Annotated in this window: 17 protein-coding genes; 9 read left to right on the forward strand and 8 right to left on the reverse strand. The window is 39.0% G+C overall.

The window, feature by feature from the left end:
• The first annotated feature begins 32 nt into the window (after nucleotides 1-32).
• The 4 genes from pgaA to pgaD are packed head-to-tail and all read left to right on the forward strand — an operon-like array spanning nucleotide 33 to nucleotide 5999.
• A complete protein-coding gene (pgaA, locus tag NL42_RS14765; RefSeq protein ID WP_461313322.1) occupies nucleotides 33-2471 on the forward strand; it encodes a poly-beta-1,6 N-acetyl-D-glucosamine export porin PgaA in 2439 nt (812 codons plus the stop codon).
• Nucleotides 2471-4297 carry a poly-beta-1,6-N-acetyl-D-glucosamine N-deacetylase PgaB gene (gene pgaB, locus NL42_RS14770; protein ID WP_461313308.1) on the forward strand — a complete coding sequence of 609 codons (1827 nt, stop codon included), beginning with the start codon at nucleotides 2471-2473 and terminating at the stop codon, nucleotides 4295-4297. Before pgaA ends, pgaB begins: the two co-directional genes overlap by 1 nt.
• Nucleotides 4297-5544: a poly-beta-1,6-N-acetyl-D-glucosamine synthase gene (gene pgaC / locus NL42_RS14775; protein ID WP_461313309.1), complete on the forward strand. Its 1248-nt coding sequence runs from the start codon at nucleotides 4297-4299 to the stop codon at nucleotides 5542-5544. The genes pgaB and pgaC overlap by 1 nt, the downstream gene beginning before the upstream one ends.
• Complete coding sequence (pgaD, locus tag NL42_RS14780; RefSeq protein WP_461313310.1) at nucleotides 5541-5999, forward strand: poly-beta-1,6-N-acetyl-D-glucosamine biosynthesis protein PgaD; 459 nt, start codon at nucleotides 5541-5543, stop codon at nucleotides 5997-5999. Before pgaC ends, pgaD begins: the two co-directional genes overlap by 4 nt.
• A gap of 39 nt (nucleotides 6000-6038) precedes the next feature.
• Here the strand turns inward: pgaD and NL42_RS14785 are convergent, their stop codons facing one another.
• The 5 genes from NL42_RS14785 to NL42_RS14805 form a co-directional block, all read right to left on the reverse strand.
• Nucleotides 6039-6602 carry an NAD(P)/FAD-dependent oxidoreductase gene (locus NL42_RS14785; protein ID WP_461313311.1) on the reverse strand — a complete coding sequence of 188 codons (564 nt, stop codon included), beginning with the start codon at nucleotides 6600-6602 and terminating at the stop codon, nucleotides 6039-6041.
• 148 nt (nucleotides 6603-6750) lie between these two features.
• Complete coding sequence (locus NL42_RS14790; RefSeq protein ID WP_461313312.1) at nucleotides 6751-7755, reverse strand: LLM class flavin-dependent oxidoreductase; 1005 nt, start codon at nucleotides 7753-7755, stop codon at nucleotides 6751-6753.
• 133 nt (nucleotides 7756-7888) lie between these two features.
• Nucleotides 7889-8404 carry a hypothetical protein gene (locus tag NL42_RS14795; RefSeq protein ID WP_461313313.1) on the reverse strand — a complete coding sequence of 172 codons (516 nt, stop codon included), beginning with the start codon at nucleotides 8402-8404 and terminating at the stop codon, nucleotides 7889-7891.
• Between the two features lie 237 nt (nucleotides 8405-8641).
• Nucleotides 8642-9061: a glycine zipper domain-containing protein gene (locus NL42_RS14800; RefSeq protein WP_005039626.1), complete on the reverse strand. Its 420-nt coding sequence runs from the start codon at nucleotides 9059-9061 to the stop codon at nucleotides 8642-8644.
• Nucleotides 9062-9257: 196 nt separating this feature from the next.
• Nucleotides 9258-10160, reverse strand: coding sequence for a LysR family transcriptional regulator (locus NL42_RS14805; protein ID WP_461313314.1), 903 nt, complete (start codon nucleotides 10158-10160; stop codon nucleotides 9258-9260).
• A 119-nt stretch (nucleotides 10161-10279) separates the two neighbouring features.
• On the opposite strand from NL42_RS14805, the gene NL42_RS14810 reads away from it, so the two are divergent.
• The 3 genes from NL42_RS14810 to prmC all read left to right on the forward strand — a co-directional run bounded on the left by NL42_RS14810 (nucleotide 10280) and on the right by prmC (nucleotide 13313).
• Nucleotides 10280-11119: a type 1 glutamine amidotransferase domain-containing protein gene (locus NL42_RS14810; RefSeq protein WP_461313315.1), complete on the forward strand. Its 840-nt coding sequence runs from the start codon at nucleotides 10280-10282 to the stop codon at nucleotides 11117-11119.
• A 290-nt stretch (nucleotides 11120-11409) separates the two neighbouring features.
• On the forward strand, nucleotides 11410-12498 hold the full coding sequence (gene prfA, locus NL42_RS14815) for a peptide chain release factor 1 (RefSeq protein WP_198495502.1): 1089 nt from the start codon (nucleotides 11410-11412) through the stop codon (nucleotides 12496-12498).
• Entirely contained in the window at nucleotides 12498-13313 is an 816-nt protein-coding gene (prmC, locus tag NL42_RS14820; protein WP_461313316.1) for a peptide chain release factor N(5)-glutamine methyltransferase, read from the forward strand. Before prfA ends, prmC begins: the two co-directional genes overlap by 1 nt.
• A 2-nt stretch (nucleotides 13314-13315) precedes the next feature.
• On the opposite strand, the gene NL42_RS14825 is transcribed toward prmC, so the two are convergent.
• The 3 genes from NL42_RS14825 to NL42_RS14835 all read right to left on the reverse strand — a co-directional run bounded on the left by NL42_RS14825 (nucleotide 13316) and on the right by NL42_RS14835 (nucleotide 16404).
• Nucleotides 13316-14155, reverse strand: coding sequence for an ABC transporter permease (locus NL42_RS14825; protein WP_461313317.1), 840 nt, complete (start codon nucleotides 14153-14155; stop codon nucleotides 13316-13318).
• Nucleotides 14156-14158: 3 nt separating this feature from the next.
• Nucleotides 14159-15133, reverse strand: a complete 975-nt coding sequence (locus tag NL42_RS14830) for an aliphatic sulfonate ABC transporter substrate-binding protein (protein WP_461313318.1) — start codon at nucleotides 15131-15133, stop codon at nucleotides 14159-14161.
• Between the two features lie 242 nt (nucleotides 15134-15375).
• On the reverse strand, nucleotides 15376-16404 hold the full coding sequence (locus tag NL42_RS14835) for an AraC family transcriptional regulator (RefSeq protein WP_461313319.1): 1029 nt from the start codon (nucleotides 16402-16404) through the stop codon (nucleotides 15376-15378).
• 169 nt (nucleotides 16405-16573) lie between these two features.
• On the opposite strand from NL42_RS14835, the gene NL42_RS14840 reads away from it, so the two are divergent.
• Entirely contained in the window at nucleotides 16574-17344 is a 771-nt protein-coding gene (locus NL42_RS14840) for a 3-hydroxyacyl-CoA dehydrogenase (RefSeq protein WP_461313320.1), read from the forward strand.
• 19 nt (nucleotides 17345-17363) lie between these two features.
• The gene (locus NL42_RS14845) at nucleotides 17364-18476 is read left to right on the forward strand and encodes an acyl-CoA dehydrogenase family protein (RefSeq protein WP_461313321.1); all 1113 of its coding nucleotides are present in this window, start codon (nucleotides 17364-17366) and stop codon (nucleotides 18474-18476) included.
• Nucleotides 18477-18537 lie beyond the last annotated feature (61 nt).

An 18537-nucleotide genomic window follows, 5' to 3' on the forward strand; every position in this document is an offset into this window, starting at 1 on the left:
CCACCTCGATATGGGACTATCCGATTATCAAAATGCTAAAAAAATGTGTTTTTTCATTGGTATACATCTTGCCTCTTAATTTATATGCTGCTCAAGTGGATGAATTGAGAGAGCAGGCTATTCACACTTATAAAACTGGACAAACTCACCAAGCAATATGTCAACTGGATCAATTGCTAAAAACCTATCCACATGATCAAAAATTGCTAGCTGATTATTTAGTTGTAATGTCAAATGAAAAAAAAGATCTTGTAAATTTTTCTCAGCATCTAGCGAATATTAATTTGGTTAGTTTTCCAGAATATGGACAGCTACCTTTAATACGTAATTTTCGTGATTTTAAACACTTTAAAAATGCGATTGATTGGTCGAATAAATTTAATATTCAAAAAACGCCTGATGGGCAGATTTTGTTAGCAGTTTTATATGCTGAAGCTAAAGATGTTGTAAATGCCAAAGCACAGTTAGCAAAAATTAATACTAAAAATCTGAAGACTGATCAACTTGTACAAATCGCCTATGCATATCGACTCATCAATTCGCCTGTAGATGCTTTATCTGTAATTGAACAAGCATATAAGCAGCAGCCGAAGTCTTTTGCAGTTTTACAAGAATACAGTTATGACTTAGCGGCTGTGGGGGCTTATAACAAGGCGCAGCAATTATTGCTTGCCAGCGATAAAAATCCACAAACAGAATCGTTACAACATTGGCTACAAGTCAGTGAATTTTCTCAACGTGTAAATAATGCTATTGCTCGTTATAAATATTTGAATCGGGAAGGTATGGCGGATAGTGAAGCTTTTGCTGAGCTTGATGCTGTGTTGAAGCAAGGCGAGCAAATGCAGCCTTTGATTCAACCGTCAGATCCTAATTATTTAAGATTCCATTATGACTATATTTATGGGTTAGATTTCCGCGGGCGCAGCCGTACAGTATTAGATCAATTTACTAAATTAAATGTACCTCTAGAAAAACTACCTGCCTATATTCGCCATGCGATAGCTGATAGTCATTTAGCTGAAAGACAACCACAACAAGCTGAACTTGCTTTTAAAACCTTGCTTACTGAAAAAAATTATCCAGATATGACGGTATATACTGGATTGTATTATTCGTATATTGAACAAGAAAAGTATAAACAAGCTGAACAACTTTTGAGTGAGGTTGATCGACTTGTTCCGATGTATAAATATAGTCAGGCAAAAGGGGTAGACAAAACAAGTCATCCCGATCGTGATGATTATATTAATTTACAGGGCATGCATTTAGCTTATGCAAATCATCTTGATCAAGCAGAAAAGCATTTTCAGAAACAACTAGATCTTGCGCCTGCCAATGAAGGTTTAATTAATAATCTGGCTCGTGTTGAGCGTTGGAGAGATAAACCTCTACAGTCCAAGCAAACTATTTCTCGTTTAAATGGTTTAACACCAGTTGCCAAAGATACTCGAATTAACCAGATGCAAAATGCTCAGGCTTTAGGGGACATTCCGGAATGGCGTAAAAATACTGAAAGTCTTTTGGAATATTACCCTGAAGATGGTGGCGTAATTAAAAGTCGAAAAGAGTTAGATGACCGTAATAGACCAACCATTTCGCATTCAACGACTTGGGGACAAAGTAAGGCAGATAGTAGCGATTCTGTGAGTGGGCAGAATGGTTTAAAAGACCGCGAAATGGAAACTCGTGTTAATAGCCCGTGGATTAAAGATAATTATCGTTTATTCGCTTGGCATCAAGATCGTTTCGGAGAGTATCGTTTTGGCGATGTTCATGACCAACGTTATGGTGTCGGGGCTGAATGGCAAGCGAACCGTAAGGCATTGTCGGCAATTTTGTCGCAAAGTACAGATGGTGGACAAGCCGGTGTTCGTCTTGATTGGTCGCAATGGTTAAATGACCACTGGCAATATCAATTGCAATATGACAGTCAGGCTAATATTCCATTACAAGCAATTGACGCTGGTGAGGATGGTCAAGCTTACCGTGCTGCTTTGACTTGGCAAAAAGATGAGTCACGCCAAATTGGGGCGAGTTACGGTCTAACTGATATAAGTGATGGTAATAAACAACAAGAATTTTCGACTTTTTGGCGCGAGCGATTATTTGATGCGCCTCACCACATTACTTACGGAACCGTTCGTGGATTTTATGGCAGCAATAGCCAAGATCAGACTGCTTATTTTAGCCCAAGCAATCACTACAGTGCTGAGTTGAATTTAAGCCATGACTGGGTCACTTGGCGAGAATACGAACGCTCATTTAAACAGCATTTTGAAGCTGGTGTCGGGCTTTATAAACAAGCAGATTACTCAGCTCGGCCAACATATTCTTTGCAATATCAACATCAATGGCAGCTCTCACGGACTTGGCAACTTAATTATGGAATTGGTTGGCAATACCATCCATACGATGGTCATGATGAACAACATACCTATGGTATTTTCGGATTTGAAGGGCGTTTTTAATGAATAATATGAAGTCAAAAATGTTGAGCTGTGTATTTGCTTCAACATTATTACCCGTACAATTTTCTCATGCCCGCATTGAAACTGAACTACCAAAGAATCATACGGTTTCTTTAACTTTTCATGATGTGCGAGATGACGTACTAAAAGAAGGCGACCGGGATGTCTATGCGATTCAGACCAATAATTTGGCACAATTCTTCGATTGGCTTAGTCAATCTGACTGGAAGCCGATTCGTTTAAAAGATATTGAGGAGGCCCGCCGACAAGGTAAGGAATTGCCACATAACTCTATTTTACTTACTTTTGATGATGGCGCGTTGAGTAGTTATAGCCGAGTATTTCCTTTACTTAAGCAATATAAAATTCCAGCAGTTTTTGCGCTTCCAACCAGTTGGTTAAATTGTAATACAAAAGCTGGTTATGAAGCCTATGGTCAAGGTAACTTGGTGAACTGGGCTCAAGTTCGTGAAATGCAAGCATCTGGGTTAGCCGAGTTTGCAAGCCATAGTGACGATTTACATCACGGTGTATTGGCCAATCCTCAAGGCAATGAGCAACCGGCTGCAACTTCTTATGCCTATTTAAAATCGCAATCACGTTATGAAACAGATGCAGAATATCAACAACGTATTTTGCAGGATTTGAAAAAATCCTACGCCGCTTTGAAAAAAGAAGTTGGTGTTAATCCGAAAGCAATTATTTGGCCTTATGGCGCTGTGAATGAGCAACTGGAAAAACTAGCGCAGCAAGCAGGCTTTGAGTTTTCTTTCAGTTTGGGGCGTGATGGTATGAATCGTGTGAGTGATTCAACATTTAAACGGAGCTTGATTATAGGTAACCCTACAGCCGAACAGCTCACCGAAGGTATGTTAAATATTCTGAATTTCGAAGAGTCAGATTTATTTAAGCAACCGCGTCACTTTGTAAGTATGGATTTAAAGCAGTTAGCAGCTCCACAAAATGCTCAGACCGATGAAAAACTAGGGCAGTTGTTGTCAAAACTGTATAGCTTAAAAAATAATGCTTTAATCTTAAAACCTTTAGAAGATAAAGATGGTGATGGGCAATACGATGTTGCTTATTTCCCTACAAATAAAATGTCTGTTCAACAAGATATTCTAAATCGTAGTTTATGGCAGGCTCAAACTCGTGCGGGCCAAGCGGTAATATTAGAGCTGCCTGCTTATCCTCAAAAAGATAAGCCATTTTTAACTGTAGATTTGGCAAAAGATATTGCACGATTTAACAGTAATTTAAGCGGTGTTCAGCTTAATGCGGGAACATCTTTAAATTGTGCAATGCAAAAAATAACAGTGCAAGAAAGCAGTTGTATTGAACAATCAAAACAGCTTGCACAACTGAGTCAATTGACTAAAAAAGCGATCAAACCTTATTTAAATATGAGTAATCAGGCACAGTTTAGTTTATTGCTTACACCTGATTTAGATCATGTGGAAAATCTACCTGAGCTTCTAAAAACGCTTTTATTACAACATGATTTAGTCAATTTGAAGTTGAATATAATTGGCAAGAAAAAGCAATTTAATCAGTTGTTAATGCTTTTAAATACACTTGATGAAAATGATAAGCAAAGAATAATGCTGACTTTAGAATTACCAGAAAACTCGCAAAAAACGGCTTGGAAAGAAGTACAGCAAGGACTTTTTTCGATTCAGCGTATAGGGATTCAGAAATTTGGTATTGATGGCTATAACTTTGAAAAGTCAAAAGATGTCCATCAATATTTATATAATCCGATTAGTCTGAATGCTAGTCCTGTGATGTATCAGCCATTTGCTGGATTGGTAGAGGGGAAAAAGTAATGAGAGTATTACTCGATATTCTATTTGCTTTTGCCTTTTTATATCCCTTACTGATGGCTTGGACATGGATGGTAGGCGGACTCTGGTTCTTCTTTAAAAGAGAATACCGTGAACAAGCACTTCCTGAACCCACCAGCGAAGGATGCAGTATTATTATTCCGTGTTTTAACGAAGAAGCCCAAGTGCGCCAAACAATTCGTTATGCACTGCAAACCAAATATCCTAATTTTGAAGTGATCGCCGTTAATGATGGAAGTAGTGACAGGACAGCTGAAATCCTTGATGAATTGTCAGTGCAAGATTCGCGACTTCGGGTTGTACACTTAGCAGAAAATCAGGGTAAGGCTGTAGCTTTAAGATCGGGAGTACTGGTCAGTAAATACGAATATCTTGTTTGTATCGATGGTGATGCATTGTTACATCCGCATGCTGTACTTTGGTTAATGCAGCCATTTATTAACTTCCCGCGGATTGGTGCTGTAACGGGGAACCCACGAATTTTAAATCGATCTAGTATTTTAGGAAAATTACAGGTTGGTGAGTTTTCTTCGATTATTGGTTTGATCAAACGTGCACAGCGTACATATGGTCGTATTTTTACAGTGTCTGGTGTGATTGCCGCATTCCGTAAAACAGCACTCGTTCGAGTCGGTTTTTGGTCAGACGATAAAATTACCGAAGATATTGATATTTCATGGAAGCTACAGCTCGACCATTGGGATATTCAGTATATTCCACAAGCGCTTTGTTATATCTATATGCCTGAGACATTTAAAGGGTTATGGAAGCAACGCCTTCGTTGGGCACAAGGTGGGGTAGAGGTTCTTATAGAATATATTCCACAAATGTTCAAATTGCGTGTTCGCAGAATGTGGCCAGTCATGATTGAGGCACTAGTCAGTATTGTCTGGTCTTATGTCATGATTCTGATCTTTACGCTATTTTTTGTGGGATTATTTATTGAGTTGCCTCAGCAATGGCAGATCAAAACGCTTATGCCACAGTGGTACGGCGTAATACTCGGTGGAACATGTTTGATCCAGTTTTTGGTAAGTTTGTGGATTGATCAGCGCTATGATCGTAGTCGCTTCTTTAGAAATTATTTTTGGGTGATTTGGTATCCGTTATTTTTCTGGCTACTGACTTTGTTTACAAGTGTCGTTGCGGTACCAAAAACTTTATTTAACACTAAAAAACGTGCCCGCTGGGTAAGCCCAGATCGAGGCTTCCGTGGAGATAACCCATGAAACCTGAGGAAAATAAGGATATAGAGACTTTAGATATCCCTGAATATATTGACCAGCCAGAATACGTCAAAAATAAAACGGCAAACTACACATTACAAACCATTGGTTGGTTTTGTTTGATGTGGTTGCTATTTCCATTAGTTTCGCTGTTCTTATGGGTTTTTGAAGGACACTTAATTTATGATTATGTCTGGGTTGACCATATATCAGAAGTTAAGACCTTACTTCATTTAGCATTACTCATTGGAATTAGCGCGCTCATTTTAATTTTGTGGGCGAGTTATAACTGGATTAGGTTCAGTGGTGAAGACCGTCGGACGAAAGCACCGAATAGTTCTGTTGAACTGCTAGCAGCCCAATTTTCGGTTAGTCCCGAGATGTTAAGTGAATTGCAAAAGAAACAACGCATTATTTTGCATTACGATGACCATGGCAATTTTAAAAAATATGAGTAAATAAAGAAGCATGGCCTAAAAACCATGCTTTTTTTATTTTTATGCAGTTATTCTGATAATAATGTCGACAGGTTGTTCTACACCATCCATGCTCTGAATTGAGGTGTTGGTTATCTTAACAATGGGCCAAGTCTGTAATTTACAGTTGGATTTTTGGAGTGCAGCATAATAACTATCAGATTTAAAAAATACTTTTTTAGTCGTTGCCATATTAGGTGTTAAAAGGCGCTTAAGCCATGTTTCACTAATCTGAGTGTCAAGAAAACGTAAGGCCAAAAGACTTTTTACTCGATTGTTAAATAATCTCCGGTTTTTGATAATGAGTGGATGGGTAATTAACTTATTTGTACTCATTTGACTGTGGGGCAAAATAAAGTGAGGTGTGATTTGAAATACGGTCACAAACTTTGCTTGTTGGCAGATTTTTTCAAGATGGGTCACAGTCTCTTGATTTGTACCAATAATCGCGACAGATGAATGTGAAAAATCAATTTCTTTAATTAAGGTTGACGGAATCACTTGACCAATAAAGTCTTCAAAATCTTGAGAGGTATTTTGAAAAATTACTGATTTTGAAGCCTTATTTTTAATATTAATACTCATTTTTCCAAAAGTCCTTTTGGTTTTTAAATCATGATGTTTTTATCGTTTTAATATAAATAACCAAGCAGGAAGTCAGGGTAAAGTCTTTTCAGATAGATGGTCATCCCATACTCGAAATCAATTCAAGTATGGGAAGGCGAAGCGGAGTTTAATGTTCTGTTTTTACGTTCATGAGTTGTGTGAAACTTTCTAAACGTTTAGCTGTATCGTATACATCACATGTGAAAATAAATTCATCAATATCGTATGTCGCTAAAAGTTTTTGTAAACCAGAGCGAACTGTATCTACAGAACCAATTTGCGCCATTGCATAGAAATTTTCAACAGAAAGCTGTTCTGCTGTATTCCATAATCCCTGCATTGATTCAACCGGTGGTTTAAGCTTTAAACTTTCGCCACGAATTAAACCTAATACACGTTGGTACGCACTCGTTGCTAAGAACTGAGCTTCCTCATCTGTATTTGCCACAACAACAGGCACACCCATTGAAACATAAGGCTTATCTAAGTACTCAGAAGGCTCAAAGTTCTCTCGATAGAGCTGAATCGCTTGACCTAACATACGTGGTGCGAAATGAGATGCAAATGAGTAGGGAAGTCCAAGTTTTGCCGCCAGTTGCGCACTAAAAAGACTAGACCCAAGTAACCAAACAGGAACATGTGTGTTTTGTCCTGGTGTTGCAATAATCTTTTGTCCTGCTTGAGGAGCGTCAAAATATTTTAGGATTTCGACAACATCTTTTGGAAATTGATCTTCTGTTTCTTGATGACCACGACGTAAAGCTCGCATGGTGAGTTGGTCTGTACCAGGAGCGCGGCCTAAGCCAAGTTCAATACGGTTTGGATATAAAGTAGCTAGTGTTCCAAATTGTTCTGCGACAACTAAAGGAGCATGGTTAGGAAGCATAATGCCGCCTGAACCTAAACGAATATGCTGTGTATGTGCTGCGATAAAACCGAGTAGGACGGCTGTAGCAGAGCTTGCGATTCCATCCATGTTGTGATGTTCTGCAAGCCAGAAACGTTCATAACCTAATTTTTCTGCATGTTGAGCTAACTCTAATGCGTGGCGTAACGAAAATTCGATGGTTTTATCATTACGAATAGGAGCAAGTTCCAAAATTGAAAACTTGGTATCTTGAAGTGATCGCATGCGATATTCTCGAATAAGGGTATATCGAAATACTACGATATATAAGGGGGAATGTATATCGTTTTTTCTCGATATTAACTTTTATCTCTCAATAAAAAAGCACCCGAAGGTGCTCTTTTGATTCATATGTAAATTAGCGATTTTTATACCAGCCGCGGTGTAAACCATTGTCATGACGGCGATGATGGCCACTTTTACTATAGTAACGACGGTCACCATCGTCATATCTACGATCATCTCGATCATAACGGCTACCACGATCATAGCGATCATCGTAGTTACGATCTTCAGAAACTTTACGACCTAGCGCTGAACCACCCGCAGCACCTACCGCTGCACCGATGTAACCACCATTGGTGCCGCCCATGTTTTTACCGACGGTATAACCAGCACCACCACCTAAAGCACCACCAATGGCAGCTTCGGTACGATTTCGACGGTCACTAGCTGCGGCTGCACCACCAGCACCACCTAAAGCTGCACCAATTGTTGCGCCTGTTGTGCCGCCCATGCTTTTACCAATTGCTGTACCAACCACACTACCTAACGCAGAGGTTGCAGCAACACGGGTACCATTATCTGCATGTGCAACTGTCACCATAGACGATGTTGCAATTAATGCACTAGCTAACCAAATATTCATTTTCATCTTGCAGCTCCATGTCCTTTTTACTGAGAAGGACAGTATTTTTATCTTGAGATAAATGTAATCAAAAATTTCGTGATAATTATGGAGAACCCCAAAGGCGATACGCTAGTTTTGTGTCTGTTTGTATTGTTTCTATTAATTTGTGGATAAATCTTGAGCAAAAGAGATCTGGTGAATATTTATTGATCCTAATAAAAAAGCACCCGAAGGTGCTTAGTGATGTTTCATCAAATTTGATTAGTGATGACGACGGTGTTTTTTCTTCCAGTGCTTAGAAGATCTGTCAGCATCACGGTCTTTAGAAATCTTATTACCTAGAGCAGAACCACCCGCAGCACCTAACGCAGCGCCAACGTAACCACCATTTGTACCGCCCATGCTTCTACCAACGGTATAACCAGCACCACCACCTAAACCACCGCCAATTGCAGATTCTGTGCGGTGACGACGGTCACTTGCAACTGCTGCACCACCAGCACCACCTAAAGCAGCACCAATTGTTGCGCCAGATGTACCACCCATGCTTTTACCAATTGCAGTACCAGCGACACTGCCTAAAGCAGAAGCGGCTGCTACATGTGTTGTATTGTCAGCATGAGCTACAGTAACCATAGAAGTTGCTAAAACAGCGCTACATAACCAAGCATTTAATTTCATTTTTTACTCCGTGTCCTTAGCAGCAGGACCCTATATCTTTTGTTACGGCAAATGTAACAAAACACGTTTCTTAAAATATGGAGAACCATCAATTCATTATTGTAGTTTAGTGTCAGGTTTGTATGTTTTCTATTAAAATAGAATGTTTAATACTCATATAGATAAATATGAGTCTCATTTAGTTTTAATGAGTTCATTATTCGCCATCTGAACAGAGAAAATTGATCAAAGCTCTTGTGGCAGAAGACATATGTTTATGTTGTGCGTACAGTAAAGAGAAGGGACGTGTGTGACCTGCATAAGCCTCGAGCAAAGGTAGTAATTTTCCTTGTCGAATTTTTTCATTAACAATAAAGCTGTAACTCTGACATATCCCTAATCCACTTTCAGCAAGAGAAACTACGCCTAAAATATCTTCTTTTACTAAAATCCGATTTGTTGGCGTCCACTGAATTTCTTGATCTATATCTTTAAAGAACCATGGAATGACCTTACCACTGCTAGGTAATTCAAAGGCAATACATTGGTGATGATTTAATTTTTCCAAGGTTTGAGGAATACCCATACGTTTTAAATAATTAGGTGAAGCAACCAGTTGAAGAGGGGCAAGTTCCAGCGGTCTGGCTACAAGAGAGCTATTAGGAAGATGGCCTTGGCGAATAGCTAAATCAAAACCTTCAGCAATTAAATCAACATTGCGATTAGAGATGCTGATTTCAATTTGAATGTCTGGATATTGCAAAAGAAATTTTTCTAATAAGGGTGGTAAACGATAGTGTCCATAAGTTGTAGGAACACTTAATTTGATTTTCCCAGAAATTTGCAGTTGTTCGCCTTGAATTACACGTTCTGCATGGTCGATTAGCTGAAAGGCGTGCTGCATTTTCTCATAATAAAGTTGACCTGCTTCAGTCAAGCTTAAATGACGAGTGGTCCTTCTAAAAAACTGGATACCCAACTTTTTCTCTAGCCGTGTAATTGTTCTACTAATGACTGAAGGCGTTGTGGACAAATGAATTGCAGTTGCACTAATAGAAAGCTTTTCAGCCACAATTAAAAACACTTCAACATCGGCAAGATGGTCAAATTGACGAGACATTTTGTCCTCAAACGCAAAAAAGATTTGTAAGTGTGGTTATTTTTCTACCTTGCTGGCAAAAATAGAATATATCCATCCCAGTTATAAATCCAGCACAAGGTTGGAATGAAGGTTAAATAATGAAATCTCTACATAAAATAATGCTTGCAGTAGTTACCGCTTCAGCAGCATTAAGTGCAAATGCTGCCCATGTATTAGTTGTATTGTCTGATGAAGGGCAGTTAGAGCTGAAAAATGGTCATATTTTTAAAACAGGCTTTTATTTAAATGAGTTGATGCAGCCTACAAAAATGCTTTTAGATTCAGGGCACACAGTAACTTTCGCTACACCACAAGGAAAAGCCCCAACCTTAGATGAGTCATCAAATAGTGCGATGTACTTTAATCAAGACGAAAAAGCATTAAAACAATATGCGGGTTTATTGCATGATCTAAAGTTAACGTCGCCTCAAGCTTCTCCAGTTTTAAGCCTGTCTCGTATTGAGCAAATTGGCATAGATCAGTTTGATGCTATTTATATTCCAGGTGGACATGCACCTATGCAAGATCTATTAAAAGATAAACAACTTGGGAAAGTTCTGACAGCTTTTCATAAAGCTAGAAAACCTACAGCTCTGGTTTGCCATGGCCCTATTGCATTAATGTCTACTTTACCGAATGCTTCTGAAGTTGTTCAGCAACTTGAGCAAGGCAAAACCGTAAAAACTGGGGAGTGGATTTATAAGAACTATCGGATGACTGTGATTAGTAACCAAGAAGAAGAACAAGCAAAGGCTTTGTTAAAAGGTGGTGAAATGAAGTTCTATCCACAAACGGCATTACAGTTAATTGGTGGTAAATATCAAAGTAATACGAATGCTTGGACTCCAAATGTAGTGGTGGATCGTGAACTTATTACGGGACAAAATCCAGCCTCGGCTGTTCTGGTGGGTAAAACATTATTAGAAAAATTAAAATAAATAGACATGGTAAAGAGGTTTTATGAATAAAGCCTCTATTGCTGGATTGGGTGAAAAAGGTGACGTATTAATTTCTATAAAAAAGCTAAATTAGAGGCGAGTAAATAAATTTCATCTGAAATCATTATATTTATAAGTTGCCACTTACTGTGAAAGTTGATGAATTGGCTGATTATATATGTCATTTGAGCGGCATAATCTGTAAACTATGCGCTATTTTTACGATTTTGCTTATCTTCTATTTATATAGCGTTCGATAAGCTTTTTGGACTTTTGAGATATTTCCTCTTATGAAAGCGTCACTCCGTTTACGACTTGATCAACTCTGTGATCGACATGAAGAACTTACCGCGTTGCTTGCAGATGTGGAAGTCATCTCCGATAACAAACGTTTCCGTAAATTGTCTCGTGAACATAGTGATTTATCTGAAATTACCGAAGTTTGGGGCAAATACCGTCAAGCAGAAGAAGATATTGAAACTGCTGAATTGATGAAGTCTGATCCTGACTTTAAAGATATGGCAGAAGAAGAAATTCAAGCGAATAAAGAGTTGCTTGGAGAGTTAGAAAGCCAGCTCAATATTTTGATGATTCCAAAAGATCCAAATGATTCTAATGCAGCTTATTTAGAAATTCGCGCCGGAACGGGTGGTGATGAGGCTGCAATTTTCTCTGGCGACTTATTCCGCATGTATAGTAAATATGCCGAGACACAAAATTGGCGTATTGAAGTACTTTCTGAAAATGAAGGTGAGCATGGTGGCTTTAAAGAGGTCATTTGCCGTGTAGATGGTGATGGCGTTTATGGTCGGTTGAAGTTTGAAAGTGGTGCGCATCGTGTGCAACGCGTTCCAGCGACTGAGTCACAAGGTCGTGTTCATACTTCTGCTTGTACAGTTGCAATCTTGCCTGAAATTGATGTTGATACCAACGTTGAAATTAATCCAGCAGATTTACGTATTGATACTTACCGTGCATCTGGTGCAGGTGGTCAGCACATTAACAAAACCGATTCGGCGGTACGTATTACCCACATTCCAACAGGTACAGTAGTTGAGTGCCAAGAAGAACGTTCACAGCATAAAAACAAAGCCAAAGCGATGGCCTTGTTAGTATCACGTTTAGAAAATGCAAAACGTGCAGCGGCTGATGCAGCAACTTCTGAAATGCGCCGTGATTTAGTGGGTTCTGGTGACCGTTCTGAACGTATTCGTACGTATAACTACCCGCAAGGTCGTATGACTGATCACCGTATTAACCTCACTTTATATAAGTTAGATGCCATTATGGAAGGTGATTTAACTGAATTACTTGATAGCTTGCATCGTGAATATCAAGCAGATCAGCTTGCAATGCTTGCTCAGGAAAATGGCGGCTAATGAACATTGCTCAAGCGCTTGCAATTCGTGGTGAGTCTGACAGTTATGAACGTCAGGAAAATGCTTGGTTACTTGAGCATTTTCTAAAAATCAATTCGCTTGAATTAAAGTTTAGACTTGAGCAAGAGCTAACTGTCCAGCAAGAGCAAGACTACTTGGCTGGGCTTGAGCGTATTCAAAAGGGTGAGCCTTTAGCTTATGTAACAGGTTCACAGCCATTTTGGACACTCGACTTAAAAGTGACTTCCGATACTTTAGTGCCACGACCTGATACTGAGGTTTTGGTTGAAACTGTTTTAAATCTAAACTTGCCAAAGAATGCAAATATTGTTGATTTGGGAACGGGGACAGGCGCAATTGCGCTTGCGTTAGCGAGTGAGCGTCCAGATTGGCAAGTAACGGCAACTGATATTTATGCACCTGCTTTAGAAGTTGCAAAAGAGAATGCGCAAACCCATGGATTACAACAAGTGAAATTTGCTTGTGGTGCTTGGTTTGATGCTTTAGACAAACAGCAATTTGATTTAATTGTTTCTAATCCGCCGTATATTGACCCTGAAGATGAACACATGCAGGCACTTGCAACAGAACCACGCCGTGCATTGGTAGCAGATCAGCAGGGACTGGCTGATATTGAAATTATTATTGCCCAAGGAAAAAACTGGTTAAAACCACAAGGCTGGATTGCACTTGAACATGGTTATGATCAGGGACAGGCTGTTCGAAATATATTTGCTGAGCATGGTTTTAGCCAGATTAAAACCATTCAAGACTATGGCCAAAATGATCGAGTCACTTTAGCATGCTGGATTTAAAGTTAATTCTGTAGCGTATCACGCCAACGTAATAACCAGTTTTCTATAAGTTTCATTAAGCTATCAGTTACTTTACCCAATAGGGCCAATAAAATAATTGCAATAATGACAATATCAGGGCGGGATGTTTCTCGACCATCACTGAGCAAATAGCCAATCCCTTGAGTGGCTGCAATCAGTTCAGCTGCAATCATAAACATCCAAGAAAGGCTTAAGCTGTTACGTAAACCCGTTAAAATGCCCGGAGATGCTGCCGGTAAAATAATAGATACAATACGCTGAAAAGCATTAAGCCGATAAACTTTTCCAACTTCAATCAGTTTTCTATCTACGTTATGAATTGCTGCAACTGTATTGGTATAGGTTGGAAAAAAAGCTCCGATTGCAATCAATGTAATTTTAGAACCTTCATCAATTCCTAACCAAAGTAATAACAATGGAATCCATGCAAGACTTGGAATTGATTTAATTGCTGAAAAAGTTGGTTCCAAATAAGCTTCTGCCTCTTTACTTAATCCAACCCAAATTGCAAAAATTAACCCTAAACCACTTCCTACAATGAAACCTACTAAAACACGCCATGTACTAATATAAATATGTGCAAAAAGATCACTGTGAGCTAAATCCAAAAAAGATTGCCACAAACTACTTGGCGCGGGTAGTAAATAAGCATCGACGTAGCCATTTCTGACTAAAAACTCACAACCCACTAAAAAGATTACGGGAATGAGCAGTGCTTTAAACCAACATGTAAATTTATTGTTTAAATGCTTTTTCTGAGATTTTAAAGCTTGCTGAGCTAAGAAGTGATTTAGCTCAGCTTTGTTAAATGAATCACTCATATATTATTTCACGACTTTTTGAGCAAAACGTGGGTCTAACAATTGGTCAACCACTTGATTGACATTGGTGCCTTTTCTAACCAAGTCTTCTTCAGTCAAAATTTTCCCAGAACGTTTTAGCGCTTGTGCTTGAGTTGCCGATGGAATGCTTTGATCAAAGTTAGTTCGGCTCAGTTGTAGCTTAGCTACAGGTAAAGGAAGTTTTGATTCTTGAGCTAAAAGTGCTGCCACTTTATCTGGATTGGCTTTTGCCCACTTTCGAGCTTGTTCGTAGGCTTTAATAACGGCTTCTACCGCTTCAGGGCTTTGCTTTGCAAAGTCTTCTTTAACACTCAGTACGCTATAACTATTAAATCCAACATTACGATAAAGCAATTTGGCACCAGACTGAATTTGAGCTGATGCCATTAACGGATCAAGTCCAGCCCAAGCATCTACTTGACCGCGTTCTAAGGCAGTTTTTCCATCTGGGTGTTGTAAATGAACCAGCTGTACATCGCGTTTACTTAAGCCTACTGTGTCTAGCGCTTGGAGTGCAAATAAGAATGGATCTGTGCCTTTGGTGGCTGCAATTTTCTTACCTTTTAAGTCTTTTAAGCTTTTAATCGGTGAGTCTTTTGCAACAACAAGGGCGGTCCATTCCGGTTGGCTTTGTACATACACAGTTTTAATTGGGCTACCATTTGCTCGGCTTAATACAGCTGCTAATCCAGCGGTAGAAGCAAAATCGATGCTATTACTATTGAGATATTCTAATGAACGATTGCTGCCTTGACTAAAAACCCATTTAATTTGAGTATTTGGGAGTGCTTTCTCAAGAAGTTTTTGATCTTTGACAACTAAACTGGTTGGTGCGTAGTAAGCATAATCAAGTTTAAGGGTAGTCGGAATTGCTGCAAAAGCAGATGAAGCACATACAAACCCCAATGTGGATGCCAACAAAGTCTTTGATAAAGAAAATTTTGATTTTAAAGACATAATAAAAATAGAACCGAAATGAAATAGGAGATAATCCTTTCACGCGTTTGATGGCTTACAAACTTAGTTATTTTGATTTATAAATCAGATTGAAAGATAAAAGTTTAAATAAAATTATAAATTACTGTTTCTATAGTGATTATTAAGTTTTAAGTAATACACTTATCTGAAATATTGAATTTAAAAGACATAAATATCATAAGCTTAAGGTTGTATGTCTTAAGTTTCGTTGAGTGTGGATTTTATTGCTTGTGGACAGTTAAATTATCTCGATACGCACCTGGACTGACGCCAGTCCATTTTTTAAAGGCACGATGAAAGGCGCTAGGGTCTTGGAAGCTTAAATCTTCACTAATATCTTGAATTGAATCATTCGTTTTACTTAAACGTTTAACCGCAATATCACAGCGGATTTCATTTTTAATTTGTTGATAACTGACTCCTTCATGTTTCAGCCGGCGTTGAACGGTGGCTTCTGAAATATTGAGCTGTTGTGCAACATCTTTAAGTTCGGGCCATTGTGCAGGATGAAGTTTCAATAAATGACGACGAATAAGAACGCTCAAGGCATTTTCATTTTTAAAGCGAACTAAAAGATTTTGTGGGGTTTGTTCTAAAAAATCATAAAGCGCTTTTTTATCTTTTTTAATTTTAATATCTAAATAGTGAGCATCGAATTCAACTCGATTTATCTCGGCATTAAATTGAATATCTTCACCAAAACGTACGAGATAATCCTGAATATCGTTCGGTTTAGGACAACGTACTCTAATACTATTTAAGCCAATTCGTTGGTCTACTAACCAACACATAAGTCCGTGTACTAATATTAAAAAGGTTGCATAGGTAAACATGCGTTTAGGTTGTTCACGATCATGAATCACCAAATAAGCTTTTTCTTGATCTCGTATTAATTCTCCGCGCATGTCATCAAGCACAAAGTTAAAAAACTTCAAAATATCGTAGAGGGCCTTTTCTAAAGTTTCGGCCGTACTGACAAGTTTAGTCAATAACTTATAGCTGCCACGACGCATGGGGTGACTGTCCATGCCAAAAAATTCATCGTTCATGGCGTTAGCAAGTTCTATCCATAATTGGGCATATGTCGTAACAGGCACACGAGCCTTTGGAGACATCAGTAATTCAGCGGGAATGCCTGCTTTATTTAGAATTATTTGTGTATTTAGGCCTTTGGCATAAGCCGCACTCAGTGCTTCATGTACTAGTGCAATAGAAATTGTGCCTTTACTTAAAGAAGATTGGACAACCATGTCAAAGACTCATATTTTCTTCATATATTTCAAGTGAAATATTTCATATTTAAAATTTGGATTGATCAAAAGCTGCAAGCATTTTGAGGCTTTTTGAAATTGTATCGGAAAACAACAACTTTTACTCTCACAACTAAAGTTAAAGAACATTTCTATAGGATAGTAAATAATGAAAATTCAAGGGAAACATTTCGTGATTACAGGTGGCGGCTCTGGTTTAGGAGCTGCCACAGCTGAGTATTTGGTAAAGCAAGATGCTTCAGTCACATTGGTCGACATGAATGTAGAAGCAGGCGAGCAGCAAGTAAAACAATTAGGGTCAAAAGCTGACTTCGTAAAACTTGATGTAACCGATGAAGCTGCTGCTGAACAGTTCTTTAAAAATATTTTAGTAAAACATGGTCGTTTGCATGGCTTAGTGAACTGTGCGGGTATTGGCCCTTCTGCAAAAGTAGTTGGCCGTGAAGGTGTTCATGACTTAGGGTTATTTTCAAAAACATTGCAAATTAATGTCACAGGTACATTTAACATGTTGCGTTTTGCAGCAGATGCAATGAGTAAAAACACGGTTGAAGAAGGTGAAGAAGACCGTGGCGTTATTGTAAACACTGCTTCCGTTGCAGCATTCGACGGTCAAATTGGTCAGGCAGCTTATTCAGCATCGAAAGGCGCTATTGTTGCCATGACATTGCCAATTGCACGTGAGCTTGCGCGACATGGCATTCGCATTATGACCATTGCACCGGGAATTATGGAAACTCCAATGCTTAAGGGTATGCCACAAAATGTACAAGATGCTTTGGGGCAAATGGTGCCATATCCATCGCGTTTAGGAAAACCTGAAGAATTTGCTCGTTTAGTTGGGCATATTGCTGAAAACTCATATTTAAATGGTGAAGTCATCCGTCTAGATGGTGCGATTCGTATGGCAGCAAAATAATAAAAATAAGGGGATTTGAATGATTCTAAATGCTGAACAAAGTATGGTTCAGGAGATGATGCGTAACTACTCGCAAAATCAGCTAAAACCAACAGCCGCACATCGTGATAAAACCCATGAGTTTCATGCTCAGGAGTTAAAAGATTTAGGTGCACTAGGTGCTATGGGTATGACCGTTCCAAATGAATGGGGTGGTGCGGGAATGGACTATGTATCTTTGGTGCTTGCAATTGAAGAAATTGCCGCAGGCGATGGTGCTATTTCGACAATCGTAAGCGTACAAAACTCTTTGATTTGCGGTATTACACTCGCATACGGTTCAGAGCAGCAAAAACAAACCTATTTGCCAAAATTTGCCTCTGGCGAATGGCTAGGATGCTTTTGTTTAACTGAGCCACATGTCGGTTCCGATGCGAGCGCAATTCTATGTAAAGCCGAGCGAGATGGCGACCATTGGGTACTCAATGGTGTAAAACAATTTATTACCAGCGGTAAAAATGCCCAAGTGGCTTTGGTGTTTGCGGTTACAGATAAACAAGCTGGTAAAAAAGGCATTTCGTGCTTTCTTGTACCGACTAATACACAAGGTTACTTGGTAACTCGTATTGAAGACAAAATGGGGCAACATGCTTCAGACACAGCAACAATTACTTTTGAGAACTGCCGAATTCCTTTAGAAAATTTGGTAGGGCAGCAAGGTGAAGGTTATAAAATTGCGCTATCTAATTTAGCGGCTGGACGTATTGGGATTGCTGCTCAATCTGTTGGTATGGCAAGAGCGGCTTTTGATGCAGCCGTGCAATATGCAAATGAACGTAAGGCCTTTGGTGTGGAGCTGGTTCAGCATCAGGCGGTTGGTTTTCGCTTAGCCGATATGGCAACTCAGATTGAAGCTGCACATCAGCTAGTTTTGCACGCGGCAATTTTAAAAGAAGCCTCAATGGCGAAACTCTTTGCATCAACTATGGCTGAACGAGTTTGTTCAGATGCGATCCAGATTCATGGTGGTTATGGCTACGTCAGTGACTTCCCTGTAGAGAGAATTTATCGTGATGTTCGTGTAAGCCAGATTTATGAAGGCGCTTCGGATATTCAACGTTTGGTGATTGCTCGTGAAGTTGCTCAAGTTTAAATATGAAATTTTAAAAAATAGTCACTGACTGCAAAAGACCGCAATTGTTATGCGGTCTTTT

Source organism: Acinetobacter sp. GN11, assembly GCF_054823985.1.

Coding starts and splice junctions, on each gene's coding strand:
- pgaA (WP_461313322.1), top strand. CDS start 33: ATGCTAAAAAAATGTGTTTTTTCATTGGTATACATCTTGCCTCTTAAT.
- pgaB (WP_461313308.1), top strand. CDS start 2,471: ATGAATAATATGAAGTCAAAAATGTTGAGCTGTGTATTTGCTTCAACA.
- pgaC (WP_461313309.1), top strand. CDS start 4,297: ATGAGAGTATTACTCGATATTCTATTTGCTTTTGCCTTTTTATATCCC.
- pgaD (WP_461313310.1), top strand. CDS start 5,541: ATGAAACCTGAGGAAAATAAGGATATAGAGACTTTAGATATCCCTGAA.
- NL42_RS14785 (WP_461313311.1), bottom strand. CDS start 6,602: ATGAGTATTAATATTAAAAATAAGGCTTCAAAATCAGTAATTTTTCAA.
- NL42_RS14790 (WP_461313312.1), bottom strand. CDS start 7,755: ATGCGATCACTTCAAGATACCAAGTTTTCAATTTTGGAACTTGCTCCT.
- NL42_RS14795 (WP_461313313.1), bottom strand. CDS start 8,404: ATGAAAATGAATATTTGGTTAGCTAGTGCATTAATTGCAACATCGTCT.
- NL42_RS14800 (WP_005039626.1), bottom strand. CDS start 9,061: ATGAAATTAAATGCTTGGTTATGTAGCGCTGTTTTAGCAACTTCTATG.
- NL42_RS14805 (WP_461313314.1), bottom strand. CDS start 10,160: ATGTCTCGTCAATTTGACCATCTTGCCGATGTTGAAGTGTTTTTAATT.
- NL42_RS14810 (WP_461313315.1), top strand. CDS start 10,280: ATGAAATCTCTACATAAAATAATGCTTGCAGTAGTTACCGCTTCAGCA.
- prfA (WP_198495502.1), top strand. CDS start 11,410: ATGAAAGCGTCACTCCGTTTACGACTTGATCAACTCTGTGATCGACAT.
- prmC (WP_461313316.1), top strand. CDS start 12,498: ATGAACATTGCTCAAGCGCTTGCAATTCGTGGTGAGTCTGACAGTTAT.
- NL42_RS14825 (WP_461313317.1), bottom strand. CDS start 14,155: ATGAGTGATTCATTTAACAAAGCTGAGCTAAATCACTTCTTAGCTCAG.
- NL42_RS14830 (WP_461313318.1), bottom strand. CDS start 15,133: ATGTCTTTAAAATCAAAATTTTCTTTATCAAAGACTTTGTTGGCATCC.
- NL42_RS14835 (WP_461313319.1), bottom strand. CDS start 16,404: ATGGTTGTCCAATCTTCTTTAAGTAAAGGCACAATTTCTATTGCACTA.
- NL42_RS14840 (WP_461313320.1), top strand. CDS start 16,574: ATGAAAATTCAAGGGAAACATTTCGTGATTACAGGTGGCGGCTCTGGT.
- NL42_RS14845 (WP_461313321.1), top strand. CDS start 17,364: ATGATTCTAAATGCTGAACAAAGTATGGTTCAGGAGATGATGCGTAAC.